Here is a 23229-nt window from a genome sequence, read left to right as displayed (position 1 = left end):
GGCTCGGCGCTACGCCCTGCTCTGCGGCCTCGCCCTCTTGGGAAACGCTGATTAGTCCGTCATCGCGAGGAGCGCGCCTTTAGCGTGAAAGTCACGGCCTGTCTCGTGTCCCGGGCGACCCGTAGGGCGGAAGAGCGCAGCGTCATCCGCCGTACGGCGTTCGCAGTGCCCAGGTGCCTGCGGCAACCCCGGCGCCAGCTGGCGGATGACGGCCTTCGGCCTTTTCCGCCCTACGCCTCTTTCATCATCGGGGGTGGCTGCCCGCACCATGACAGTTAGCGTGAAAGAACCCGCGCGCGCGTCCGGGGTGACCTGTAGGGCGGAAAAGCGCAGCGTCATCCGCCGCTCGGCGTTCGCGCATCCCCGGCGCCTGCGGCAACCCGGGCGCCGGATGGCGGATGACGGCCTTCGGCCTTTTCCGCCCTACGCCTCTTTCATCATCGGGGGTGGCCACATAGGCCATGAAAGTTCGCTTGAAGAAGCCGTGCCCCCGGATGCGGAAGTCCTTGCCGGGCTGAGCGCCTATGTGCGGAACGGCTACCTGGTGGCATTGGACGACTTCGTCTTCGACGAGTCGCTGCGACCGCTGATTGAACTGGCGCACATCATCAAAATCGACCTCAGGGCGCTCTCGCGGCCTGCGCTCGAGGAGCAGGTTCGGCTTCTGCGGGCGTGGGATGTCAAGCTGGAGGTCGGGAAGTCTGGTCTCTTGGCCTCCAGGATGGCAAAGGCCTCTGCACGCACCTCCGGGGTCGTGTAAATGTGCTGCAGGCCACGCAGGATCTTGGGAATGTCATCGCGGGATCGGGGGTTCAGCTCGATCATGCCGATGGGCAACTCGCCCAAGCCCATTGCGGTTCGATCACCTTGCGCATCGTGATTTCATCCGGGGAAGATTCGGCTGAAAACCGAGCCGAACACAGGCGATCGCCCCTTTCGTGTTGACCCCGCAAACAGGGATCGTTTACTGATCAGCATGTTATCAATGTTTGCGTAAGTGCCCGCAGGGTGGTGCGTTATACGATGGTCGATCGCTCCAGGAAAATACCCTGTGCAATCAGTTGTTTGTAATCCGCTCGGGCGATCATTTAACCTGCGCGAACTTTCGCAAGGATTAATACCGTATCCATGCCGAAGTGCAAGGCACTATTGCCATTTTCCGCTTCGCGCCGCTAAAACTGCGCACCTGATTGTATATGCAGGGTTTATTGGGTTTTCGTGCAGGCACTATTGATGCTCGCGGATGCGTATCTTCACGATCCGGGTGCGTGGAGGCTTATCGCCCCAACTGCCGTCGGGTACCAAGGTCCAGCGGCGACCGACCTTCTGGAAGAGATAACGGACCTCGAGCGCCTCGCTCAGTGCGACATATCCCTTGGCACGGATCGCCTGCCCCATCTGCTCCTGCGCAAACTCCTCGAACGTGGCCCGACAGATCGGACCGCGCTCGACCAGGTCTGCTACGTATCCGGCAGTGTGCTCATGCGTGGTTTCCGGCCCGGAAGTCGACTCAGCAACCGCAGTCCCGTGGCCTACACCAAACAGGACCGCGTGCGGTAACCTCGCCTGCTCAGTCTCCAATACCTGCACGCCCGGGGCATGGCGGGCGATCAGGGCACGGGTTTCATCCAGCCGCGCCGGGCTGGGCAAGTCCACCTTATTGAGCACGATCAGATCCGCCTGCCGCAGTTGCGCCACAACCGAGCGCCCGGCGTAGCGATTCGCAGCCTGTTCCGGCAGCTGCTCGGCATCGGCCAGGACGATCACCCCGTCGAGCGGCAAACGAAAACCGGCGGCGTTGCGCGCGACCTTGCCAGGTTCGGCGACCCCGGATGTCTCGATAATGAGGTGGTCGAAGTCGGCCGAGCGTTTGACGATGCGGGCGATGGCCTCGGCCGTACCGTCGGTCGCGGAACAGCAGATGCAACCGTTCGTCAACGAGATCGTGTCGCCCTCATGGTTCGCGATCAGGCTCGCGTCCACGTTTACCGCGCCGAAATCATTGACGATCACCCCGAACCGGCGGCCGTGCTCCTCTGTCAGGATCCGGTTGAGCAGCGTGGTCTTGCCCGCTCCAAGATAACCCCCAATGATGGTCAGCGGCAGGGTCACACTGGCCTCCGATAGACGCTCTCACCCTCCTTGAACGTTTCGATCACCTGAAGGGCAAGCAACTGCTCAGGGTCCACGTCCAGTGGGTTGCGATCGACGATCACCAGGTCAGCCAGTTTCCCGGGCGCAATGGAGCCTTTGGTGTCGTCTTCGAAGATCTGCCAGGCCGCGTCGATCGTCAGCGAACGCAGCGCCGTCAGTGCATCGACCCTCTGGTCGGGGCCGAGGACCACTCCCGAGCGCGACCTGCGCAGCATGGCAGACTGCATCATCAGAAACGGGTCCATGGGCGTCACGGAGAAATCGGAATGGTTCGAGCAGCGAAGACCGCGCTCATACGCCGCAGCCATCGGACTAATGAAGGCGGCGCGCTCGGGGCCGGTGTTCTCCAGGTGCACATCTCCCCAGAAAAAAGTATGAGCGGTAAAAAACGACGGCGTCATACCGAGCTCGGCATAAGCAGCGAGTTGGTCGGGCCGGACGAACTGCGAGTGGATCACGCAGTCGCGCCGCCCATCGGCTGCGGTCACGCCTGCTGCACGCAGGGCATCGATGATCATGTCGATGGCGGCATCGCCATTGGCATGGGAGAAGACCTGGATGCCCTTGTCCACGAACTCAGCCACCGCAGCAGTCACCATTTCGGGTGGGACCATCGGCGCGCCGACGTAATCCTCCTCACCCTCGGGGCCGCCGGTCAGCAGCGGTTCGCTCCAGAAGGCGGTCTTTCCCTGTGGCGAGCCGTCGAGCACCAGTTTGATGCCAGCGAGCTTGAGCCGGTTGCGATAGCGCCCGAAGCTCTGAGCCGCGGTGTCGGGCAATTCCATCGGGCCGCCCCGGAAATCAGGAGCGTATTCGCGCAACAACGCGGGAACGTCGAATACGATGGGCAGCGAAACCACGTCAATCACGAGGTGCCCCTCGTCGGCAGCGCGCAAAAGGAACTCGAGATCGTCCTTGTTTGTGGCCCCCTCCTGCGCGGTTGTAACCCCGTGCGAAGTGTAGATTTCCTGTGCGTCTCCCAACACACCGAGAAGTTGCTCCTGGCTGGGCTGGGGCATGTGGGCGAAAATCGGGAGGAAGGCCGTCTCCATCACCAGGCCGGCCGGTTCGTTGCTGCCCTCCTTGCGCAGGATCACCCCGCCCTCGGGCGTGGGTGTGTTCTCATCAATGCCGACGATCCCGAAACCGGCCGAGTTGAGCACACAGCCGTGGCCAGACACGTGGATCAGCATGACCGGGTTGTCAGGGAAATGTGGGTCGAGATCGTCGCGTGTCAGTTCGCGCCCGTCGGACAGGACGGTCGGGTCATAGCCATAGCCGATCACCCATTCCCCCGACGCGGGCCGGCGCTCGTCCATAAAGGCGCGGATAGTCGTAACGATCTCCGGGATGGACGTGACGGGACCGACCGGCGGGCTTGAGACGTTTACCCAGCCCACGATCTGCGGCGCATTCATGAAGTGGCCGTGAGCGTCAATGAAGCCGGGTAGGACGGTTGCGCCGTCGAGTTCGACGATCTCAGTGCCGGGCGAGGCCAACGCCATGATCTCGGCTTCTGAACCGACTGCGAGGATGCGGCCGCCACCGACGGCCACGGCCTCAGCCAACGGCTGCCCCTCCTCAACCGTCACGACGGTGCCGCCGCGAAAGATCTTTGCGACCGGGGTATCGGCCCCTGCCCCAGGCGTTCGCGCCAGACCGAAACCGCTTGCGGCGAACAGTGCCCCCGCAACAGTGGCCTTGATGACGGTCCGGCGCGAGATGCCGGCCGAGGAGTAAAATCGCGGCATGAAGGGACTCCGGTTTCCTAATGGGTGTCGAAAAGTACAAGCTCCGATCTGTTGCAGTCATCGGGTGTGACGATCAACCCCGGGAATGCTAGTCGACGAACAAACGCTGCGCATTGGCAAAGGCAACGTGCTACACGACCTGGTCGGGCAACTGCCCCAGCCCACGCGTGAATCTCCGCTACATGCTCGTCGAATTCCTGCCACCTCCGGAGACCGAAGGTATCGACCCGAACCATGAGGCCACCTTCACCGCAATATCCCTTCGCCCCGGGGGCCTGTCAAGTTCCAAAGGAAGCCCACTCGGAGCAGCGGCGGCACCCTATGCAGCCGAGATCGGCCCGCCAGAATGTGGCGAGTTAATTCTTGGTTCGGTGGGCGGTTGTTGCCCGAAAGACTCAGCACGCCGAAGAGCAAACCGCGCGCCACGCACCTCGACGGCATCTGCGTACCCCATAATTCACGAGACTCCCGGCATTCAGCAAGGGTCTGGAGCCCCCTAGATTGCGGCCTTCGGCAAAGGACAACGCGGCAGCGGGGTCAGGGTTCTCGAGCGTCCGCAGTATGTCGGTAAAGGATCGTTCGCGAGCGGCGTGTAGGCGGCAGATCTGGGTCGAAAGCACTCGCCCCGAGAACCAACTCGCGGCGGCTGGCCTCGTGCTCGTCCGTTGCGCCATTACTGATCGAAACGGTGGTCCGCCACGACAGGCCGACGCTATCGAGCACGACGAACAGAAGTGGCCCGGCGCCGAAGCTGGTTTGCCGCAGGCTCACTCTCTGAGTCTGGAGTCTGCTAAGGTCCAGCGGAAACGAGCGCGGGCCACGGCATGGGCCCGGCCTCGAACCCGGCCACCGGGAGTAGTCTGGAAGGGAGTGACAAATGGATGTCGAGCGGCCGCCGGTGCTGGAGTTTGCCAGCACGTTCCAGCGCATCAGCGGGTTTTCACCGTATCCCTGGCAGGAACGGCTCTTTGACCAACTGATAGCAGGCCGACTGCCGCGCGGGGTAGCGCTTCCCACCGCGAGCGGGAAGACGAGCATCGTGCTGATCTACCTGCTGGCCCTCGCTGCCGGCGCGGCGTTGCCGCGACGTCTCGTGTATATCGTCGATCGGCGAGCGATCGTCGACCAGACCACCAATGCCGTCGCGCAGTGGACCCAAGCAGTTTGCGCACTGCCCGAACTGGCCAATCGATTCCGCGCGCTCGCCGCATTCCCGGACCCGGAGCAGCCCGTGCGCATTGGCACGCTGCGGGGCGGGATGACCGATACGGGCCAATGGCGGCTGGACCCCTCGGCGCCCACCGTGGTGATCGGGACCGTGGACATGATCGGCTCCCGGCTGCTCTTTTCCGGCTACGGCGACGGACGCAACCGCCGTTCGCTGCATGCGGGGCTGCTGGGGGTCGGCACCACGGTCATCCTCGACGAGGCCCATTTGAACGAACCGTTCGCGCAGACGCTGCGCCAGATCGAGGCGAGCAACCCGGGGCTCGAGGGCCATCGGTTCACTACCCTGACGATGTCGGCAACGCCGCGCGGCGGCGCAGCCAGCAGCCTGGCGGAAGCCGACACCCGCCACCCGGTGCTGGGGCTGCGTCTGCAGGCAGTGAAACGGCTGCATCGGCACGAGGTTGCGGCTCGCGCGGAGCGGTTGCCGAAGATCGTCGAGCTGCTCGCGGGCTTTGAGCAGGGGGCGATTCTCGCGTTCGTGCGTTCGGCCCAGGAGGCGCAGAAGCTGCATTCCCGGTTGTCGAAGCGGCTCGGGAAGGCGCATGCCGGCAGCGTCGGGATCCTCACCGGAACCCTGCGGGGGCACGAACGCGAACGCCTGACCCGTACCGAGCTCTGGAGACGCTTCGCCCAGCCACGGCCAGAGGACGATTCCCTGCCGCCGGTCTGGCTGATCGCCACGGCAGCGGCCGAGGTCGGCGTCGATCTCGACGCCGACCATCTGGTGATGGATCTCGTACCGCTGGATTCGCTGATCCAGCGCCTCGGCCGGGTCAATCGCTCCGGACGGAGCAGCCTTGCAACCGTCCACCTGGTGTACAGCCCGGAGGATATCCAGCCGAAGGCGAGCAAGAAGGAAGGTTGGGAACAGGCGACGGTGCGTGCACAGGCCGCAACGCTGGAGATTCTGCGCCGGCACAGCAACCTGAACCCGATGGCCCTGCTCGCCCTGAGTCCGGAACTGCGGGCCCAGGCGTCGCTACCCGACCCGCGCCATATCCCGCTCGCAGCCGAACGCATCACCCTGCTGGCCGCGACCGGCGCTCGACTGAACCTGCCGCCCATCGAACCCTTCCTCCGCGGCCTGTCCGACGAGCCGGAATGGGCCGAGACCCAGATCCTCTGGCGCCACGACGTCGAACTCCTGACCGCGGCCGGGGCCAGCGCCTGCGCGGAAGCCCTGACCTTCCTGCGGCCGCGCCCGCGCGAGGTGCTGAAGCTGCCCACAGCGCAGGCCGCGAGGGCAATCGCGGCGCTCGCCGAGCGTGCGGGTCCGTTCCCGCTGATCCGGATCGACCTGCAGGGGCAGGTGCATGTCGACCTGGTGACCGAAGCGGCGGACCCGACCGGCTACCGCCGGTTTCGCTACGCGACGGTCGTGTTGCCCACGCGCATCGGCGGGCTGTCGGAGGCGGGATTCCTTGATCCCGACGCCGCCGGAATGCCGGTCGCGGATCTCGCCGACGACGATGACGGCGTCCGGTTCGAAGTCACCGCAGGCGATCCGGGCACGCCACCGGAATGGGTGCGCACCGCCGCACGCTGGGAGCTGCCGCTGCACGACCTCGAAGACGAAGACGCCGAACCCCGATGGTGGGTCTACGCGCGTCGGCAGGTGAGCGAGCTGGCTCTGGACGCCGACACCGACCTCAGCCGGCTCGGACCCGCCGCGGTACGGCTTCCCGAGCATAACGCGGCGGTGGGTTGCGCAGCCGAACGGATCGGGCAGGCGCTGCGGTTGCCGGAATGGATGGTCGCCGCGCTGCACGACGCCGGCGCGTGGCACGATGCGGGCAAGGGCCGGCGCATCTGGCAGCGCGCCGCCGGCAATCGCCGTTCCGAGCCTGTCGCCAAGGCGGCACGAGGATCTTTCCGACCGGCCCTGCTCGGTGGCTACCGCCACGAGTTCGGGTCGCTCGCCGACGCGATCCGGGAGTTCCCGGTGCCGACCAACGAACACGACGCATTGCGCCGGGACCTCACGCTGCACCTGATCGCGGCGCACCACGGCCATGCCCGCCCCGGGTTTGCCGAACCGCGCCAGTGGGACCCGGAACTGCCGGTGGCGGCCGCCGCAGCCCTGGCGATGGAGGTCGAACGCCGCTACGACGACCTGCAGCGCCGTTTCGGCCCCTGGGGCCTGGCCTGGCTCGAAGCGCTCCTGAAATGCGCCGATGCGCGCGTTTCCAGCGGGTTGCCGATCGGGGAGGCGCCATGACCCGAGCACACTTCGTGATCGACCCGGCCAACCCTGGCGAAGTACTCGCCTGCGCCGGACTCGCCTGGCTCGCGGATCGGGTCGACCCGGGGTGCTCGACCGGCTTTCTGCTGTCGGCGGAGGATTGGTCCTTTGAGACGTCCTTCGACCCCGCAGGCATCCAGCAGTGGATCGGTCACGAGCCGGAACTCACAGAGGACCGGCTGCAGCTCGGCGATATCGTGCTCGACTGGTGGAACCCGGGCTGGGGCCTGAACCCTGCGCTCAAGTTCTGGGCCGGCCAGCAGACGGCGCGGTCGGTGTTCGGCAACTTGGTGAAGGCCGCCCGCGACGGCGAGGCGCGCGACTGGCTGGGTTTCGCGACGCGCATCACCGGTCGCCTCGGCGTCGACCCGCTGGGCAGCTGGGACGGGCTGTCGCTGGGCTGGTCGATCAACGAACATGCGGACATCCAGATCCTGTGCCGTCCCTACGTCGAACTGTTCGCGTTCCTCGGATTGCAGGTGTTCCCGGTTCAGGGGGATCGGGCCGAGGGTTTCCGCTACCACCTCTGGCATCCGGCACCGCTGACGCTCGCCCGGCTGGCCTACGCCAACGCCGGGCGCCATGCGGGTCCCGGCTGGCGCACCGTGACCGGTAAGGCGGGCAGCAACACCTATCTGAAACCGGCGGTCCCCATTCAGGAGTGAAACATGAGCCTCGAATCCTTGCTTGCAAACACCGATGCCGTGGCGCTGAGCGTCGCTCAGGAACTGGAGCCGATCGAAGGCCGCGACGTACCGCTGTTTCCGCCCACCTACCCGGCACCCGAACGCGGAACACACCGGCACGACACGCCCTACACCATCAACCAGCTGAAGGACGGCCGCCGCGTCGCGACGCTGGACTCGGTACAGTCGCAGGCGAACCGGATGGAGGCCGCGTTCCACGGCGAGCTCGCGCATGCCGTACCGCGGATCACGCTGACCGCCGGAACACGCACCCTCGCGCTCACCGAACTCGCGCATCGGATCGCCGATGCCGCGATACGTGCAAGCAAGCTGGGCTCCCGCATTCACGCCGCGTTCGAGGCCTACGATCACGGCGATCCGCTGCCGATCGCACAGCTCGGTCCCACCGCACTGGTCTTCGGTGCCTGGGACTCGCGCGACACCCGGGTCAAGATCCCCCGGCTGATCCGCAGTGAAATCCACGCCTGGGACGTCGACGTGTTCACCCGGTCGGCGCAGTTCTCGGGAGCCTTCACGCGCGAGGAACTCGGCTTCAACGACAAGGAATGGAAACAGGGAGCCGATATCGGATTCGCGCCGACACCTTCGGTCGATCAGCATGGCGGTGTCGTCGTGCATGGCCCGATTCGACAGACGGCCAGCCTCCATCTCGGCGCCCTGCGGCAGCTGGACAACGCAGCCGCGGGTCTCGGCAACTACCTGCTCGGGCTTGCGCTGGGAGCGTTCTGGACTGGAGGGCGCGACTACACCCTGCGCGCCGGCTGCTGGCTGTTGCCTTCGGCGCCTCCGGTCGTTGAGGTCGTAACCCGAGGCGGGGCCCGCGAACCCCTGGCCCTCGACCGCGACCCGGCACTGCCGTTCCTCGAGGCACAGCTGGCCGTCGCGAAGGAGCGTCTCGGAATTCCTGTCGGCGAAACGGCGGCCGTCGAGTACGATCCCGCTGCGGGCAAGAAGATGCTGAAGACCAAGGACAAGGCGTAGGAGGCCCGGACATGCCCGTGCTGCAACTGCGGGTGCGCTGGCTGGCCTCGGGGGCGGGTGCGGCCTATCACGGTGCCGAATGGCCGCCGTCGCCCGCGCGCGTGTTCCGGGCCCTGCTGGCGGGCGCCGAGCGGCCCGGCGGTGCAGGGGCGCGTGGCGTGGCAGCCCTGAAACGGCTCGAGGCGCTGCCGCCCCCGACGATCCACGCACCGGCGCCCGAGCGCATGGAGCCGGTACGATCCTCGGTGCCGAACAACGACGGCGATTGCGTGATGCACGAGTACGCTGCCGGCCGGCCCAGGCAGGCACGCCATGAGATCAGCAAGCTACGTACGCTGCGGACCCGAAACGGCTGGCGGGTCGAGAACCCGATCGAGTACCACTGGACGTTTTCCGAACCGGATCCGGACACCGGAGCCTTTGAGGACCTCGCTGCCGGCTTGACCGTGCTGGGTCAGGGTGCCGACCTGGCGATGGCCGAGGTCCACTGGTGCAGCGGTACCCCGTCGGCTCCCGGTTACCGCTGGGCGCCGGACCCGACGAGCGAGACCGCGCTGCCGGTGCCTGCACCGGGAGACGTGGAACGGCTTCAGCACACCTACCGGGCCACCCGCGATCGCGTCGGTATCGGGGCCGTGCGCGGGGTACGCGAACCGCTGGCGACGCTGACTCCGTATCTCGATCCGCTGGCACCGCCATTGCTGCGGTCGCAGGCCTTCGGCCTGCGCGCAATCGACGACGGCGGGCCGTGGTCCCTGCCCGGAACCGAACTGGTCCGGCTGGCCGCGATGGTGCGCCATGCCGTGCATCGAGCCGCGCAGCGGGCGGGGCTCGATGCAGCCGCCATCACCGAACTCATGGGCCACGGAGGCGACGGCCGGGTTGCGATCCTGCCGGTACCGAATGCGGGGCACCGCTGGGCCGACGGCCGGGTACGCCGCGTGCTGGTGGCGCCCAGCCCGGCGGTGAGCGCCGAGCACTGGCACGGGCTGCAACTGCGGCTCGGCCACTCGGAACTCACGGCCGAGGGTGATATAGATGCTTCGGCGGTCCTGCTGCCGATCGCGGAACGACAAGGGGATTCCGTTCTGCGGCGATTCCTGGCGCCGGCGACGACATGGACGGCGGTAACCCCCGTGATTCTCCCCGGCTACGACAGCCGCCGCGGCAAGCCACGCCCCGCACGCACGGCCCGCCGCCTGCTGCAACACGCGGGCATCCCGCAGGAGTCCGTGCGAGCGGTCCATCTGCATCCGTACCCACGCATTCACGGGCTGGCCGGACGCGGGCGATTCCTTGTGCCCAGGCACCTGCAGAAGTACCCGCGGTCCTATGTGACGATCGAGTTTCACCAACCAGTCGCGGGACCGATCGTTCTCGGCGCCGGATCGGGTTGGGGGCTCGGTCTGCTCGCGGCTTTCGAGCGGTGACGTGATGCCGCCAGCCCTGGGGAGCGCTCGCAACTATGTTTTCGCTGAGAAATCATGGAGATCATCGTGCTGTATGCCGTATCCTGATCGCGTACGACCCGCAGAACGGCCGCGACAGACCGAGCGCTCGAAAAAGCCGTCGCTGGCCCAGCACCAACGCGGGTCCACGAGAGGGCTGTGATCCCCGGCCAAACGCCGGGGTGGAATTGAAGCATCGCGACCGGCCGCGAACGCCTCCGCGGCGGCGTGGTGATCCCCGGCCAAACGCCGGGGTGGAATTGAAGCAAGAAAGCATCAGGCCTGGGCGGCACCGAGGTCATGTGATCCCCGGCCAAACGCCGGGGTGGAATTGAAGCCCGAGCGCGTAGATTTCGCACCCGTCCGCGCCATCGTGTGATCCCCGGCCAAACGCCGGGGTGGAATTGAAGCCAGCGCTACTTCCGCTATTGGGACCCGCGCGAACAGCGTGATCCCCGGCCAAACGCCGGGGTGGAATTGAAGCACCGAAGCGATGACGCAGCTGCAGGCCAAGGGCGACGTGATCCCCGGCCAAACGCCGGGGTGGAATTGAAGCCCGGCGAGCTGGCCCGCGGCGCTCAGCCGGCTGAACGTGATCCCCGGCCAAACGCCGGGGTGGAATTGAAGCCTGGGGCGCGGCGAAGAGGTGCCGGGCGACGTGCTGTGATCCCCGGCCAAACGCCGGGGTGGAATTGAAGCCAGCGCTTGCCCTCGGAATCGACAGTGCAGCCGTGCTGGTGATCCCCGGCCAAACGCCGGGGTGGAATTGAAGCTCCCACACCAGGTTCCGGCTCGCCGTGTTCACGCAGGTGATCCCCGGCCAAACGCCGGGGTGGAATTGAAGCCCGGCGGCTGCCGCGGCGGTGGGCAGCAGCGCCATCAGGTGATCCCCGGCCAAACGCCGGGGTGGAATTGAAGCGTTGCAACCGCCGACGCCGCGCCGCAGGAAAACCAGGTGATCCCCGGCCAAACGCCGGGGTGGAATTGAAGCCCGGCACCCCCTACGCCGCCGGCCCCATCGCGTTTACGTGATCCCCGGCCAAACGCCGGGGTGGAATTGAAGCCGGGCCGATCGAGGGGGCGGTGGGCCTCATCCCCGGGCCGCCTTCGCTGCGGACATCGGGAAAGGTCCCCTGGCTCATGAGTTTCGACTTGCCAGCAGACTTGTAGCCGAACCGTCAGCGCAACGATCCGGACAGCGGCACCCCGAGGTACGGCCCATTCTCATCGAAGCGTTTGACCGGGCGCTTCCCGGGCTTCAGAGCGCGGGTTTCGGCGTCGGTGAGTGGCTGTAGCGGGCTAACCCCTTTTCCGGGTCGACGTATTACCCCGGAAGTTATCCCTCTCACTCGGGGTAACTCGAACGCCCGCTTTAGACCTCTTGCGATACTGCAGGGCACAAAAAAGCCGCTTTTTCAGCGGCTTGGGTACTTCTTTGGGCCTTGCTGGAAGGTGAAATGGTGGCCCGGGACTCCACCGAAAACCCACGGCAACACATTGATAACAATACCTTTGTGAGAGACCAAGAAAATCTGTTACCCCTCTTGTTACCCCTCCGATTTCCCTGGTACCCAGCCTGCCGCGCTCGCGGACCCTCGCGCCCCGGCTGCGAATTCTGAACCCTCGGAGCCCGGTCCGGATACGCTCGGGGTCGATGTTTTTCCGGGGGAACCGGGGGAACCGGGGGAACCTCGTTGATTTAATTGGGGTTTTCCGGTTCCCCAAGGGTTCCCCGGCGGGGGAACCGGGGGAACCGGCAAGAGCCCCCACCCACGAAAAACCCCGGCACAGCGGCCGGGGTCGGTAGGGCGGCGGGATCAGCGGCAGCAGGTCAGCCCGGATCGTGACGCCTACGCGAAAGCTCCTGCACTTCCAGGCTCAGGGATTCGAGTTCGTCGCGCAGGTGCCAGTAGAGCGCGCAGGCGTCCGAGGTTTCGCCATCGTCGCCACCGGGGCTATGGGCGGTCGCGCGGGCCAGGGTGCCGACGATCCCGGTCAGCGCTGTGATGCGGCCCATAGCCTGGTGATACGCCTGCTCGAACTCGTCCGTGCCGGTGGGCACCGCTTCCAGGCGCAGGGCGTTCATGCGGCACCCCGCAGGGTCCGGATGGCCTGGTAGAGTTCGTCGGCGCGGATGCGCTGCTCGGTGGCTGCTTGAACGTCCAGGTCGTCGACCGCGGCATAGAATCGGTCGCGGACCTCGTAGATGCGAGCCCAGAGGGCGTTGATCGGGTCGATCCGCGGGGTTGCGGTATGCTCGCTCGTGCTCATGTCGGCTTCCTCCTTCTCAGGTTGCCGTGTGGGAAGTCCGGTCCGGGCGGGTGCTACCGCTGGGACTGGGCGCTTTTGCTGCGGGTGCGAACGTGGCGACCCTACGAACCTGGAACGCCACCGGGATCTCCAGGCGCTCCCTGCGGCCGGATTCCCAGCCATCGCGGTAGACGGTGGCCTCGGTGTCGGTCAGGCGCAACGAGCGCGGTGGGTCCATGCTGAGGTTCAACCAGCCACGACTGAACCCATGCCGATAGGCGCGCGCCAGGCGGATGCGGGCGTTCATGCCGCGTCCCTCCCGTGGATCCCGGTCATCAACTGGTTCCGGAGTTTCCAGGCATCGGCCGGCACGGCGCTGTTGGCCAGCTTCAGCCAGTCCTTGCGCTCGGACTCGGGCAGGCTGTTCCACCAGCGGATACCGGGATGGGCTTCGGGGGATGCGTCCACGGAACGTGGACGGACTGCTAGACTTGCTGTGCTCATGACGGTGGCCTCCATAGGTGTTCCGTCGTGGGAAGTCCGGGCCTTGCGGTTGCCCCCGCTCGGCTCGGGCGTTTCTCTACTCCTTCCTGCGTGCTCCTTCGATCAGGTCCTCGATGGCCTGTCCCTGGCTCACCGGCTGCTCGCGTAACCACTCAACCGCCTCGCGCTTCAGCCGAACCGTGATCTTGTGCTTCTTCACGTCCTCCGGCAGCGATTTCCTGCCTGCTCCCGGACGCTTACCACCTCGCGGCATTGCCGCCTCCTGAATCGTGCCCTCTGATTGGAGTATGGCACCGGGTTGAAAGGAATGCCAGCGGTATCGACCGCCCGCACGCGACCGGGCAAGGCACCGTCCAGGCAGTGCCTTGCCCTCGCCAGGGCAGGTTGCTCGCTCAGAAAACCCAGCAGGTTCCGTCTGGGATACCCAGGCCGGCCGAACGGACGTTCAGCGGGCGTTGCGCACAGCCGGGGCCGGCCGGTCCCTCAGTTCCTCGCGGAGGATGGTCACGTCCTTGGGCGCCTCGATGCCGACGCGGGCCTGATTGCCCTTCACGTCCAGGATGGTGACGGCGATCTCGTCGCCGATGATGAGCGTTTCGCCGACACGGCGGGTCAGTACGAGCATGGCGCGTTCCCTCGCTGGCTGTTGGTGGGTACGGGAAGGATCGGCCAGGACGGTAGCCAGGTCAACGCGGGCGTTCCCGGTCGGTACGGTACCGGCTCGCTGTTCTTGCTGTTGGTACCTCTCGGCTTGGTTGCCCGCCCGGAACTAACTGTGCCATTGGCACCTTTAGTTCCTTTGCCTTTCCTACCCTCGGGGCTTAGCCAACTTTCGGCCGCTTCCCTTTCCCACCATCAGGGCTTGGGCATGGAAACAAAGGTTATTTTATAAGCTTTGTTTTCCTCTCCGTTCGCGCCCGGGTCTTAGGCTCGCCGGGAAACAGCCGTTACATTGTCACTGCTGTTTTCACCCTTTCTGGCATTGGCTCACTGGCACAAGCAAAGTTGATATTATCAGCTTTGCTCTGATTGACCGTGTATTGGTTCGCCCCGAGGCTTCTCCATTGAGACGCGAATCACGCTTCAGGCGGCCGATGATGTAGTCCTTGCTGTTGCCGTAACCCTTGGGCTTGGGGTCAGGAGTAGCAGACCTTACATTGTCAGGTTTGCTCTCCTCGCCTGTGTACTGGTTCGCCCCGGTCCCGCCATGCTTGGCCGCCGGCTTCACCGCAGCCGTCCGCTCCCGCTGGATCCTGGCGTCATAGTCCGGGATCTCGCGACGCAGAATCTCGATGGCATCACCGCCTTTCGCCTCCCGGGCCAGCCTGGACAGGATGTAGTCGCGGTTCTCCCCTCGCTTGGGCTTCAAGGTTCGGCCCGAACCTTGATCCCCTTTCCGGTCTCCGCCGTGGCTATCCAGAGGATTCGCCCTCGCCTTCTCGGCACCGGCCTTGGCCCGCTCCCGCTGGATCGGGGGTCTGGTATCACGGCGGGCCATCGCTCCCAGCCCGACGAAACGCACCGGAAACGGCACGGAATCCCGGTAGAACCTACAATTAAGGTGGACGGACCGGACAGACGGAGGTAGCCATGGGCGGCTCAATCGACAGTATCAGCGAGAGCGTGGACCGGCGCATGAAGGAGATCATGGGCCAGGTCGACCCCGAGGACTACGGGGTGGACGTTGCCGAGGTAGACCGGCGCATCGACGCGGAACTCTCGAAGGTGAAGCAGCCGGGGGGCACCGAGGGCGGGAAGCCCGCCCAGGACCGAGAGGGAGACTTCGGGTAGGCTCCTTCAGACCGGCATCCGCCCGGATGCCAGCGCTGCAAGCTGCTCGTCGGTCAATGCACTCAGGTCCACCGGCATATCCAGCCCCCAGGCCTTGCGCTCGCCCTCCTGAATCAGCTTCAGGGTCTCAACGTGGATCTTCGCGGCCTTCAGGTCCTCGAAGGCACCGCGCTTCATGGACAGCAGAGCCTGCGCCCGCTCCATCGGATCGTGGATGTCCGCGGGAATCTGGTCCCCAACGTTCTGGTGGTTCTCCTTCGCGGCCCGGGCCATCACCCGCGCGGCCTCGAGTTCGTCCCGGTGCTTGTCGATCACTCCAGCCCGGCGGGCGGCCTCGGCGTCGATGGCTTCGGCCTTTTTTACCGGGTCACTCGGCGTGACTATCCGCGTGAGCTTTTCCGTGACTTTCTTCTGGATGGCTACGGCGACATTCTGCCCGTCGTCCCACTGTTCCTTCTTCGCTCGGCGGGACACTGCGGCACGGTCCACGCCCATCCGCTCGGCGATCTCCGAGAACGGCAACCCGGCCCCTTCCCGCAGGGCGCGCGCCTCGGCCCACTCGTCTTTCGTCAACCTCGGCATCGCACATCCTCCCCAACGTAGATCACCACAACCTCAGCCGAGCGCTCCGGGGTCGGATTCTCGTTCGGCACGCAGGCCAGCCCAGCATGCCGGCCGTTCGGTAGTGCCGCACCGCAGAAGCATACGCTGTCGTGCGGCCCCTCACCGCGGGCTCCGCAGTCGGCACAGCGGGCAACGATGCTGCCGTCCTCCCGCTGGCCTTCCAGGACGCGCCCAAGGCAGTACCGGCACACGTGGTCAGTGACACGCCAGCCCTCCGGGTCCGGCCGCTCATCAGCCATCGGCGGGCAGACTACCCGGCCCCAGCGCCCGGTCCAGGCACCAAGCGATCGCCCGCGAGTCGCCCAGCTTGGCCTGCCGGATCATGCCTTCAATGAGCCCAGGAATCTCAGGCGCCAGGCGATCATGCAGCGCCAGGCGCGTTTGGCGTCCGAGGTTCCGCGGTCGGCCAGGCTTGCGTCCAGTCGGGGCGGCCATCACCGCACCCACTGCGCCAACCGCGCGTCCATGCGCCGAATACCGCCGGCGTCTCGGTGCGCGGTCGCCGCGGCCATCAACGCCAGTTCAAGACGCTGGCAGGTCAACGCCAGCGCGTGAACGCGAACCTCCTTGACCGCGTTGTTCCAGCCGCGCTCCCACTCGCGCAGCGCCTTGGTCACGAGTTCGTCCCGGGCCGGCGCTTCGGCTTCGACTCGCGCGATCAGATCCTCCAGCGCTTCGGCATCCGTCGCCAGCAGGTGGACCCGCGCGGCATCGTCGGGGCGTTCATCACCCGCAGCCCGTCGCTGTCCGATCTCGGCACGCTCGGCCTTCAGGCGCTCAAGGCGTTCCCGAAGCTCCCCGACCTTGTGGCGGTGAGCCCGAATCGCGGAATCCTCGGCTTGGGCCTTCTGTTGCGCCAGCAACAGGTCCACCGCGCGATCCGCTGGCACCTCGACCTCGGGCTTCGAGATCGTAAGCACCCGGTCCACGACATCCTGAATCTCTGCGGCGGCTTCGTTCGCCAGTCGCTCAGCGTCGGCACGAACAGCATCCTGCGCGGCACCGGCCGCCGCGCGAGCCTGTGCCTCGGTTTCGGCTTCGACCCGGTCCAGTTCCTCGATGGCCAGGCCCAACGTCGCACGGATCGAACTCGTGTCCTCGCCACGGGATACGGCCTCGTCCAGTTCGGCTTGCGCCGCGGCCACGCGATCGCGGGCTTTCTCGGTCATGTTCTGCATCTCGGTCTTTTCCTCGGTTGACCGGGTTCTGGCGAATTCCAGCCCGGTAACGAGAGGTTGCCGTCACGACACATCCGGGGCCACCGCCCCCGCGCTCGGCTCCTTGTCCTCGGTAATCGCGGCCTGGATTTCGGCCGCCAGGAACACGCGCAGCAGTGCCCGGACTGCAGATTCTGCCGAGTCCACCGGGATGGTCTTGGTAGGTTTCCGGAACCCGGCCTGGATCGCGGCGGCATTGGCTGTCAGTTCGCCGGCTTCTACCTTGTCCAGCAGTTCCGGGTTATCGCGGGCCAGGCGGCGAAGGGTGTAGGTCTGGTCATGATTGCCCGCTCTAATGTTGTTATTAACAACATTCTTCCCTTCCGGTCTGCCGGTGCTTTCCCGCAACGGATTCTCCGCAGCCTCCCGCACCTTCGCCGCGATGTCGGCCGCCTGCGCTGCATCCTTCGGCAGGTAGAGCTGGCGGGCGGTCGTGTTGGCGGAATTACGGGCCTTGCGGGAAGCGGACACAGTTGTGTCCTCATTGATCCGCCTCACATGCCGATCACTGATACCAACCTCGGCGGCAATCTCCCTCTGCGTCGCCTCCGGGTTCTGCTCCTTCATCTCCCGCACCTTCGCCGCGATGTCGGCCGCCTGCGCCGCATCCTTCGGCAGGTAGAGCTGGCGGGCGGATAGGCGCTTCGACTCGGCTTGCTTCTTCTCAGGGGTACAAGTAATTACTTGTGACACCCTTTGTTGCGTCACCCCCGCGCTTTCCGCAATCTCCCGCTGGGTGACGTCGGGGTTCTGCTCGCGCAACTCCTGAACCCTCGCCGCGATGTCGGCCGCCCACAACGAGAAAGCCCCGGACGTGCCGGGGCTCAGGTGGGAATGACGGACTGGTCAGCCGGCCCCGAACGCGAAGTCGCTCAGGTGGTAGGCGCCTTCGCCAACGCTGGTGTCCCGGACGCGGCCATCGACCTCGACCTCGACCTCCGGCGGCCCGTCCGGTTGCGGATGCACATGCACCACGACATTGACCGGATCCGGGTTGTCGCGCTGGTAGGCGCTGAAGTGACGTTCGAAGCGTTCCCGGTGCTCGGTGGGCTCGCGCCAGTAGTAGGCGCCGCGGTCCCGGAAGTTGCCGGGGCCTGCGTTGTAGGAAGCCAGAGCGTCCTGCAGCGTGTGGATGTAGGGCTGGTCGAGCAGGTGGCGCATGTAGCGGCCGGCCGCTTCGATCGACGCATACGGGTCGAACGGGTCGTTCAGGCCCATGTCCCGGGCGGTCCCCGGCATGAACTGCGCGATCCCCATCGCACCCGCATGGGAAACGGCGTTCGGGTCGTGATTACTCTCGGTGCGGGTCAGCGCCCAGATCGTGCCCCGAGGCAGGTTGTAATGGGCATCCACGCGCTCCATCGCGGCCCGTGATGGGATTCCATCGGTCAAGCCGATCTCCGGCCCGACCGTGTGCAGGTCAGACCACGGGATGATCCCGGGGCCGATGCGGCCCAGGCCGCCAGACGGTTCTGGCTCGGACGACTCCGGCTTATCTTCCCGGGAGAAACGCTCGCGCATCCAGTCCAGCGCCGAGCGCCTACCCTGCCAGAGCGACAGCGGCAGGCGCATCATCTGCTCCATGATCGCGCTTTGCGCCGGGGGCACCCCTTCCGGGGCCTGGAGCGGGCTGAAACCCAGTCGATTGCGGATCCAGGCGAGGTTTTCGTTGACCTGCTTGATCTCTCCGATCAGATCGTTCACCACGCCGACCCCATCCGCGAGGTAGCCCGTCAGGTTGGTCAGCAACGGGCGTGCATCGCGCATCAGTTGCTCGAGCTGGTCGGACAGGCGGGCCATTTCCCGGTTCGATTCGGACGCCACGGTCTGAATCCGCCCTTCCTCGGCCGCACGCCGGATCGCATCCGCCACGTCCTCGACGTTCACCGGTCCGGCCGCGCGCGCTTCCTCGATGATCTTCGCGATCTGCCCCAGGCCCGACGCGTCCATCTCGGACAGGTCAACGCCGGACTGCTCCAGCAGCGACTGCATGTTGCCCAGGCCGGACTGGCGCATCTGCTTGTCCACCGCCATCATGGCCTCGGCCTGCCGGCTGGATATGTTGAAGAACCCGCCCAGCGCCGAGTACGACGCATACGGGTTGTTCAGGTTCTTGGCATCGCGCCGGAACTGGTCCATCACGATCTGCAGCAGGGTGCGATTGTCGTCGCCACCGAAGGCCTGCCCAGGCGTCCCGAACGCGCCGTAGTCGCGCAGGTAGCGCTGCTTGTAGATGTCGCCGGTCACCCCGGACAGCGCCCGGTACATGAAGAACTCGCCGGCCTCGCCGCCACCGATGTTGCGGACCCCGGCATCGGCCGCGGCCAGGATGCGTTCGCCGGCACCACCCTTCAGCGCGGTTTTCCCGGTCGCGGCCGATACGTCGAACATCGCCGAGTAGGCTTCCATGATCGCCCGCGTGTTCGGCGCCTCGAGCGTCGCCTCCCACACCCGATCCGCCATCCGCGTCACCTGGCCCAGGAGTTCGTCGCCGCGGGCATACATGCCGGACCGGCCGATCATCTCGGCCAGCATGGTCGCGAACTCGCGCCGGTCCTGACGATCGAACACGCCCGAGAATTGCAGGCTGCCGAACGCTCGCGTCGTGCCCTCGGCATTCATCCCCAGGCCGCGGGCCAGCGCCACCGAATCCTTGACCGCATCGGTCGCGCCTTCCACCTCGCCCGAAGCACGCGCATAGCCCTCGGCCAGCCGGGCGGCCTCGGCATTGGCCAGCCCGAATTGGGTCAGCAACCCGGTCACGCTGTCGCGCAGTTCGTCGAATGTGCGCCCCAGCTCGTCGTAACGCATCAGGGTATCGGTGGCCTCGCTGGTCTGGTCGGCCTCACGCAACCCGCGCATCAGGCTGGCCACGAGGCCACCGCCCATCGCGATCGGCAGCGCCGTGCGTGCGAGCGTCCCCAGCGAACCACCCATCGGCGCCGCGAAACCACCACCACCCGGCGGACGCTGGCCGCCATCGCCACCGTAGGCATGCCCGGATCCCTGCACCAGCCGATGCAGCGCCTTGTCCCGCTGCTGCTGCTCCGGAAACGCACGGCGCCAATCCACCGCCCATGGGTCCATCCCGGCTTGCCCGGACTGCTTGAGCCCCCGCGCAAACTGGCTTCCCGGGGAAATCCGCTGCAGCGCCAGCATGCTCGAACGCAGCCGCGCCATGTCGCGCTCCAGGTCCTTCAACTCCGGATGCGACAGGTCCATCTCGGAGAAGGCCTTGCCTTCCTGTCCCGCGCGCTGGATCGCGCGCTGGATGTCCTGCATCGCGCGCAGGACACTGCTGGGATCTGCAGAAAATCGAACGTCGCTCATGGCCGCCTCCTGGGCCGTGTTCCGATGGCTGCAAACGTACCACGCTGCGCGCTGTGAAGCGCTCCAGACCGGCGTGACACTACACTGCCCCCGCCCGCCCGGTTCCTCGGTCTCCGACGCGGGTCGCCCCGTCTGTCAGGCTCATGTAGGCGGGGCGTTTTTCTGCCTGCCGCCAGACGGGAACCCTTCCTGCCCAGGGCTGCTTCGTATCCGCATGCATTGGCGAATACGTATTCCGATACGATACGAAACGGGGTAAAACCCGGGCCGAAACGGGCAAAAAGAACCCGGCACGAGGCCGGGCAACTCTGGCAGGAGCCGACACGAGAATTCGGGTCATCCGTCGCGGCGCAGGACCGTCAGGACCGGGGCCGCGTGGTTCAAGGCGACCTCCGCGCGCGCAACGTCCATGGGGTCCACGCCGGGCCGCTGAAGCATCTCACCCAGGGCGCGGCGCCGGGCTGCGTGCGCCTTCATCATGTCCTGCTGGTTGCGCTGGACCTTTCGGACCGTGTGCAGCAGTTCTTCCAGGTGCCGCGGCCCGTGGATGCGGGCCATCAGTGCCGATCCCTCGGCGGTGGCGAGGCAGCGGCCCCAGCCATGGCAGCACCGGCCATCCGGGCACCGGCAGCAACCAGCGGTGCAACTTTCGTCATGACTGCGTTCTCAGCCCGGTTTAGCTCAACCTCGCGGCGCATCACGCCAGCCGGGTCCAGCTTGCCAGCCTCGAAGTCGGCCTTCATTTGCTGGCGATCACGGCGGATCTGCTCAAGCTGCAACTCGCGATCGGAGTTGTAGTCGCGCAGCCGGCGGCTGCTGTCGGTGAACTGCTTGCTCGATGGTCGGCGGTCGGGCAGGTCAGGGGGCACAGCGCTCTTGGAAAACTCGGAAACGAGGCGGTCGAGCTCCGCGTAAGGATCGGTGTTCATCATCGGTCGGTCCTCGGTTATGGCGCCCGTCGGCACCGTGGTACGTCGTACAGGTCCATGGTCGCATCACGACGCGCGGCGGCTCTCCGCGAGCTGGGCGCGGCGCTCGGCAATCGTCTCTCTGGCCAATACCTCGGCCCAGGCAGGATCGTGGTCGAAGCGATCCGCTCGACGGCGCAGGTCGGCGAGTTCTTCGGCCAGGCGCTTGCGATACTCCCGGCGCTGTCTCCGCGTGGGTTCCGGCTCCGGTGGTGCGATCTCAGCGATTCGGGCCTCGATCCTGGCCAGACGCGCCTGCAGGAACGGGCTGTCTGTTCCGCGGAGGAACCGAGCCTCGCGTTCCAGGTAGGTGCGCTCTTCCGCTTCGCGGCGCTGTTTCCGGACCAGCGGCAACAATGCCTTCGCCAGCTCTTCCTGGATACGCGCCCCGGTCCACACGATCGGAGCCCGGCGGGCCGGGGCATCCAGGGTGCGCAGCGCCTTCGCTACGCGGCTTTCGTGGTTCATGTCTCGTGTCTCCCTTGGTCATGCAGCCCGACGGCGGCGCCGGGGCTTTCGTTTCGATGCGAACTCGCCGATCAACCGGTCCACTCGGGTCCAGTCCTCCGACGGCGCCCGGTGGGTCATGCGCACCACAAGACGGCCATCGAGCACGCGGGCCTCGGCGACCGCGGTATCGGCTTGCAACAGTTTCAGCAGGGCGCTCACTGGTCACCCCCAACGCCAGCCAAGGATCGGTACCAAGCCTCGAACCCGGCCATCTCGTCGTCGCTCAGCGCCATGACGGCTTCCTTGGCGGCCTCAAGGTGGTTCCACTTGGCTTCGGGGAGGGATCTGGCGAGGTTCTTGTAGAGATCGACGACCTCGTCGTCGCTCAGCCGCTCCACCTGCTTCTCGACAATCCGCGCAGGATCCGCAGGCTTCACCCAACCCATCTCGATACCAGCCGCTCGCGCGCTCACCTCACCTTTCTCCACACGGGCAAGCACCTCCTTCGCCTTCGGATCCTCGCGCGCGTCACGCTTTAGGCGGCCGATGATGTGGTCGCGGCTATTGGTACCTCTCGGCTTGGGGGCCTTAACCTGAGCAGATGTGCCGTTGGCACCTTTGCTCTTATCAACCGTGTGCTGGTTCGCCCCGGTACCGCCCGGCCTGGCCACCGGCTTCACCGCCCGCATCCGCTCGGCCTGGATGCGGGCGTCATAGTCCGGGATCTCGCGACGCAGGATCTCGATGGCACGCTCGCCTTCGTCGTGCCCCTGCATGTGGTTGTGCAGCCGCAGCAGGGACGGCACCCCAATCCCCTCCCGCGGCGGCTTCAACAGGTAATCCTCGAAGCGATCCAGATGCACCCGCTTCCAGTCTGGCGGTACCTCCCGGTCTCGCCACAGCGGACCAGGGAAGTCCCTCACGCCTTCCACCATTTGCTGAATGTGCAGCGCGATGCGCCATAGGGAACTATCTCCGGACTCCACGTCCCGTGATGCACGTGCCCACAATTCCCCAGCCTTGCGCTCCCTGGTCTTGTCGCTCACGCCGGTTCCTCCGCTCCCATCAAGGCGCGCAATCTGTGCTGTCATCGGACAGCCCTCCCCGTTTCCCGCACCAGCGCAGCGAACGCGGGCAGCGTAACAGCGGCGGTCCACTCGATCCCGGGCCACGGTCCCAGCCCGGGCCGAACGTCCGCCAGGCGCACCAGGACGCGCCAGGGCGCGCGATCCTCGCGCCAGGCCAGGGCAGGACGTAGGCCGGCGGATTCCGCCTGAGCCTCAGCCTGCGTCCACCACGCGGCCAGCATCGAAGCGGTCGCCCGCTTGTAGCGCTTCACTTCGATGGCAAACGGCCCGACGCCGGTCAGATCATGCCCACCATCCCGGGTCTGGGACAGGTTCCGGCTGATCCCCGGTCCCAACTCGGCCTCGAGCAACCGGCGCAGTTCGCGTTCTCCCGCGGCTCCTTTCGTTCGGCTCATCGCGCCCATCACTGATCCTCCTTGCTCGTTGCGGCCGGCTGGAAATCCTCGGGCAGCTCCCAAGCCGTGTCTCTGGGCGTCCTCGGCGGCTCCTGCCGG

Annotated in this window: 25 protein-coding genes, 2 pseudogenes and 1 CRISPR repeat array; of the genes and pseudogenes, 7 read left to right on the top strand and 20 right to left on the bottom strand. The window is 66.2% G+C overall.

Features of this window, described 5'->3' with window-relative positions; all coding sequences use genetic code 11:
- Positions 1–84 precede the first annotated feature (84 nt).
- The gene (locus tag THITH_RS19625; RefSeq protein WP_084222593.1) at positions 85–279 is read left to right on the top strand and encodes a hypothetical protein; all 195 of its coding nucleotides are present in this window, start codon (positions 85–87) and stop codon (positions 277–279) included.
- Positions 269–469: pseudogene (locus THITH_RS17345) on the top strand (hypothetical protein); the annotation flags it as partial. The gene THITH_RS19625 and the pseudogene THITH_RS17345, both read left to right, overlap by 11 nt.
- A 215-nt stretch (positions 470–684) precedes the next feature.
- Here the strand turns inward: THITH_RS17345 and THITH_RS18400 are convergent.
- The 3 genes and pseudogenes from THITH_RS18400 to THITH_RS01625 all read right to left on the bottom strand — a co-directional run.
- Positions 685–875 (bottom strand): annotated as a pseudogene (locus THITH_RS18400) (ISNCY family transposase); the annotation flags it as partial.
- Between the two features lie 352 nt (positions 876–1227).
- The gene (locus THITH_RS01630) at positions 1228–2112 is read right to left on the bottom strand and encodes a CobW family GTP-binding protein (protein WP_006746257.1); all 885 of its coding nucleotides are present in this window, start codon (positions 2110–2112) and stop codon (positions 1228–1230) included.
- Positions 2109–3905 carry an amidohydrolase gene (locus THITH_RS01625; protein WP_006746258.1) on the bottom strand — a complete coding sequence of 599 codons (1797 nt, stop codon included), beginning with the start codon at positions 3903–3905 and terminating at the stop codon, positions 2109–2111. Before THITH_RS01625 ends, THITH_RS01630 begins: the two co-directional genes overlap by 4 nt.
- 877 nt (positions 3906–4782) lie before the next feature.
- Here THITH_RS01625 and cas3g point away from each other — a divergent pair.
- Genes cas3g through csb2 form a run of 4 tightly spaced genes read left to right on the top strand, consistent with a single transcriptional unit; the run spans position 4783 to position 10495 of the window.
- Positions 4783–7353, top strand: a complete 2571-nt coding sequence (cas3g, locus tag THITH_RS01620; RefSeq protein ID WP_006746259.1) for a type I-G CRISPR-associated helicase/endonuclease Cas3g — start codon at positions 4783–4785, stop codon at positions 7351–7353.
- The gene (locus THITH_RS01615) at positions 7350–8042 is read left to right on the top strand and encodes a hypothetical protein (protein WP_006746260.1); all 693 of its coding nucleotides are present in this window, start codon (positions 7350–7352) and stop codon (positions 8040–8042) included. The genes cas3g and THITH_RS01615 overlap by 4 nt, the downstream gene beginning before the upstream one ends.
- A 3-nt stretch (positions 8043–8045) precedes the next feature.
- A complete protein-coding gene (gene cas7g / locus THITH_RS01610; RefSeq protein ID WP_006746261.1) occupies positions 8046–9065 on the top strand; it encodes a type I-G CRISPR-associated RAMP protein Csb1/Cas7g in 1020 nt (339 codons plus the stop codon).
- An 11-nt stretch (positions 9066–9076) separates the two neighbouring features.
- Positions 9077–10495, top strand: a complete 1419-nt coding sequence (csb2, locus tag THITH_RS01605; protein ID WP_006746262.1) for a type I-G CRISPR-associated protein Csb2 — start codon at positions 9077–9079, stop codon at positions 10493–10495.
- A 177-nt stretch (positions 10496–10672) separates the two neighbouring features.
- Positions 10673–11577: direct repeats of the CRISPR family, unit length 36 nt; unit sequence GTGATCCCCGGCCAAACGCCGGGGTGGAATTGAAGC.
- A gap of 767 nt (positions 11578–12344) precedes the next feature.
- Here the strand turns inward: csb2 and THITH_RS01600 are convergent.
- The 7 genes from THITH_RS01600 to THITH_RS01580 all read right to left on the bottom strand — a co-directional run bounded on the left by THITH_RS01600 (position 12345) and on the right by THITH_RS01580 (position 14636).
- The gene (locus THITH_RS01600) at positions 12345–12599 is read right to left on the bottom strand and encodes a hypothetical protein (RefSeq protein WP_006746263.1); all 255 of its coding nucleotides are present in this window, start codon (positions 12597–12599) and stop codon (positions 12345–12347) included.
- Positions 12596–12784 (bottom strand): hypothetical protein, encoded by a 189-nt coding sequence (locus THITH_RS01595; protein WP_006746264.1) that lies wholly within the window; start codon positions 12782–12784, stop codon positions 12596–12598. The genes THITH_RS01600 and THITH_RS01595 overlap by 4 nt, the downstream gene beginning before the upstream one ends.
- A 16-nt stretch (positions 12785–12800) precedes the next feature.
- On the bottom strand, positions 12801–13070 hold the full coding sequence (locus THITH_RS01590) for a hypothetical protein (protein ID WP_006746265.1): 270 nt from the start codon (positions 13068–13070) through the stop codon (positions 12801–12803).
- A complete protein-coding gene (locus THITH_RS18395) occupies positions 13067–13267 on the bottom strand; it encodes a hypothetical protein (RefSeq protein WP_006746266.1) in 201 nt (66 codons plus the stop codon). Before THITH_RS18395 ends, THITH_RS01590 begins: the two co-directional genes overlap by 4 nt.
- A 76-nt stretch (positions 13268–13343) precedes the next feature.
- Positions 13344–13466 carry a hypothetical protein gene (locus THITH_RS19515; RefSeq protein ID WP_269667588.1) on the bottom strand — a complete coding sequence of 41 codons (123 nt, stop codon included), beginning with the start codon at positions 13464–13466 and terminating at the stop codon, positions 13344–13346.
- A 246-nt stretch (positions 13467–13712) separates the two neighbouring features.
- Complete coding sequence (csrA, locus tag THITH_RS01585; RefSeq protein ID WP_006746268.1) at positions 13713–13892, bottom strand: carbon storage regulator CsrA; 180 nt, start codon at positions 13890–13892, stop codon at positions 13713–13715.
- Positions 13893–14234: 342 nt separating this feature from the next.
- Positions 14235–14636 carry a hypothetical protein gene (locus THITH_RS01580; protein WP_156925474.1) on the bottom strand — a complete coding sequence of 134 codons (402 nt, stop codon included), beginning with the start codon at positions 14634–14636 and terminating at the stop codon, positions 14235–14237.
- Positions 14637–14857: 221 nt separating this feature from the next.
- Between THITH_RS01580 and THITH_RS01575 the strand changes: the two genes are divergently transcribed.
- On the top strand, positions 14858–15058 hold the full coding sequence (locus THITH_RS01575) for a hypothetical protein (protein ID WP_006746270.1): 201 nt from the start codon (positions 14858–14860) through the stop codon (positions 15056–15058).
- Between the two features lie 6 nt (positions 15059–15064).
- Here THITH_RS01575 and THITH_RS01570 read toward each other — a convergent pair whose 3' ends face one another.
- The 10 genes from THITH_RS01570 to THITH_RS01520 all read right to left on the bottom strand — a co-directional run bounded on the left by THITH_RS01570 (position 15065) and on the right by THITH_RS01520 (position 23130).
- The gene (locus tag THITH_RS01570; RefSeq protein WP_006746271.1) at positions 15065–15640 is read right to left on the bottom strand and encodes a helix-turn-helix domain-containing protein; all 576 of its coding nucleotides are present in this window, start codon (positions 15638–15640) and stop codon (positions 15065–15067) included.
- A 476-nt stretch (positions 15641–16116) separates the two neighbouring features.
- Complete coding sequence (locus THITH_RS01565) at positions 16117–16860, bottom strand: coiled-coil domain-containing protein (protein ID WP_006746274.1); 744 nt, start codon at positions 16858–16860, stop codon at positions 16117–16119.
- A gap of 63 nt (positions 16861–16923) precedes the next feature.
- Positions 16924–17697 (bottom strand): hypothetical protein, encoded by a 774-nt coding sequence (locus THITH_RS01560; RefSeq protein WP_025367181.1) that lies wholly within the window; start codon positions 17695–17697, stop codon positions 16924–16926.
- 48 nt (positions 17698–17745) lie between these two features.
- The gene (locus tag THITH_RS01550; RefSeq protein WP_006746276.1) at positions 17746–20229 is read right to left on the bottom strand and encodes a lytic transglycosylase domain-containing protein; all 2484 of its coding nucleotides are present in this window, start codon (positions 20227–20229) and stop codon (positions 17746–17748) included.
- A 336-nt stretch (positions 20230–20565) separates the two neighbouring features.
- Positions 20566–20787: a hypothetical protein gene (locus tag THITH_RS01545; RefSeq protein WP_006746277.1), complete on the bottom strand. Its 222-nt coding sequence runs from the start codon at positions 20785–20787 to the stop codon at positions 20566–20568.
- Entirely contained in the window at positions 20787–21161 is a 375-nt protein-coding gene (locus tag THITH_RS01540) for a hypothetical protein (RefSeq protein WP_006746278.1), read from the bottom strand. The genes THITH_RS01545 and THITH_RS01540 overlap by 1 nt, the downstream gene beginning before the upstream one ends.
- Before the next feature lie 63 nt (positions 21162–21224).
- Entirely contained in the window at positions 21225–21665 is a 441-nt protein-coding gene (locus THITH_RS01535) for a hypothetical protein (protein WP_006746279.1), read from the bottom strand.
- Between the two features lie 18 nt (positions 21666–21683).
- The gene (locus THITH_RS01530) at positions 21684–21866 is read right to left on the bottom strand and encodes a hypothetical protein (protein ID WP_006746280.1); all 183 of its coding nucleotides are present in this window, start codon (positions 21864–21866) and stop codon (positions 21684–21686) included.
- The gene (locus THITH_RS01525; RefSeq protein WP_025367180.1) at positions 21863–22693 is read right to left on the bottom strand and encodes a hypothetical protein; all 831 of its coding nucleotides are present in this window, start codon (positions 22691–22693) and stop codon (positions 21863–21865) included. Before THITH_RS01525 ends, THITH_RS01530 begins: the two co-directional genes overlap by 4 nt.
- A gap of 41 nt (positions 22694–22734) precedes the next feature.
- On the bottom strand, positions 22735–23130 hold the full coding sequence (locus tag THITH_RS01520; protein ID WP_156925473.1) for a putative PDDEXK endonuclease: 396 nt from the start codon (positions 23128–23130) through the stop codon (positions 22735–22737).
- Between the last annotated feature and the right edge of the window lie 99 nt (positions 23131–23229).

Origin of the sequence: Thioalkalivibrio paradoxus ARh 1 (genome assembly GCF_000227685.2) — a bacterium.
Classification (GTDB): domain Bacteria; phylum Pseudomonadota; class Gammaproteobacteria; order Ectothiorhodospirales; family Ectothiorhodospiraceae; genus Thioalkalivibrio; species Thioalkalivibrio paradoxus.
This window is presented reverse-complemented; position numbering and strand designations above follow the sequence as displayed.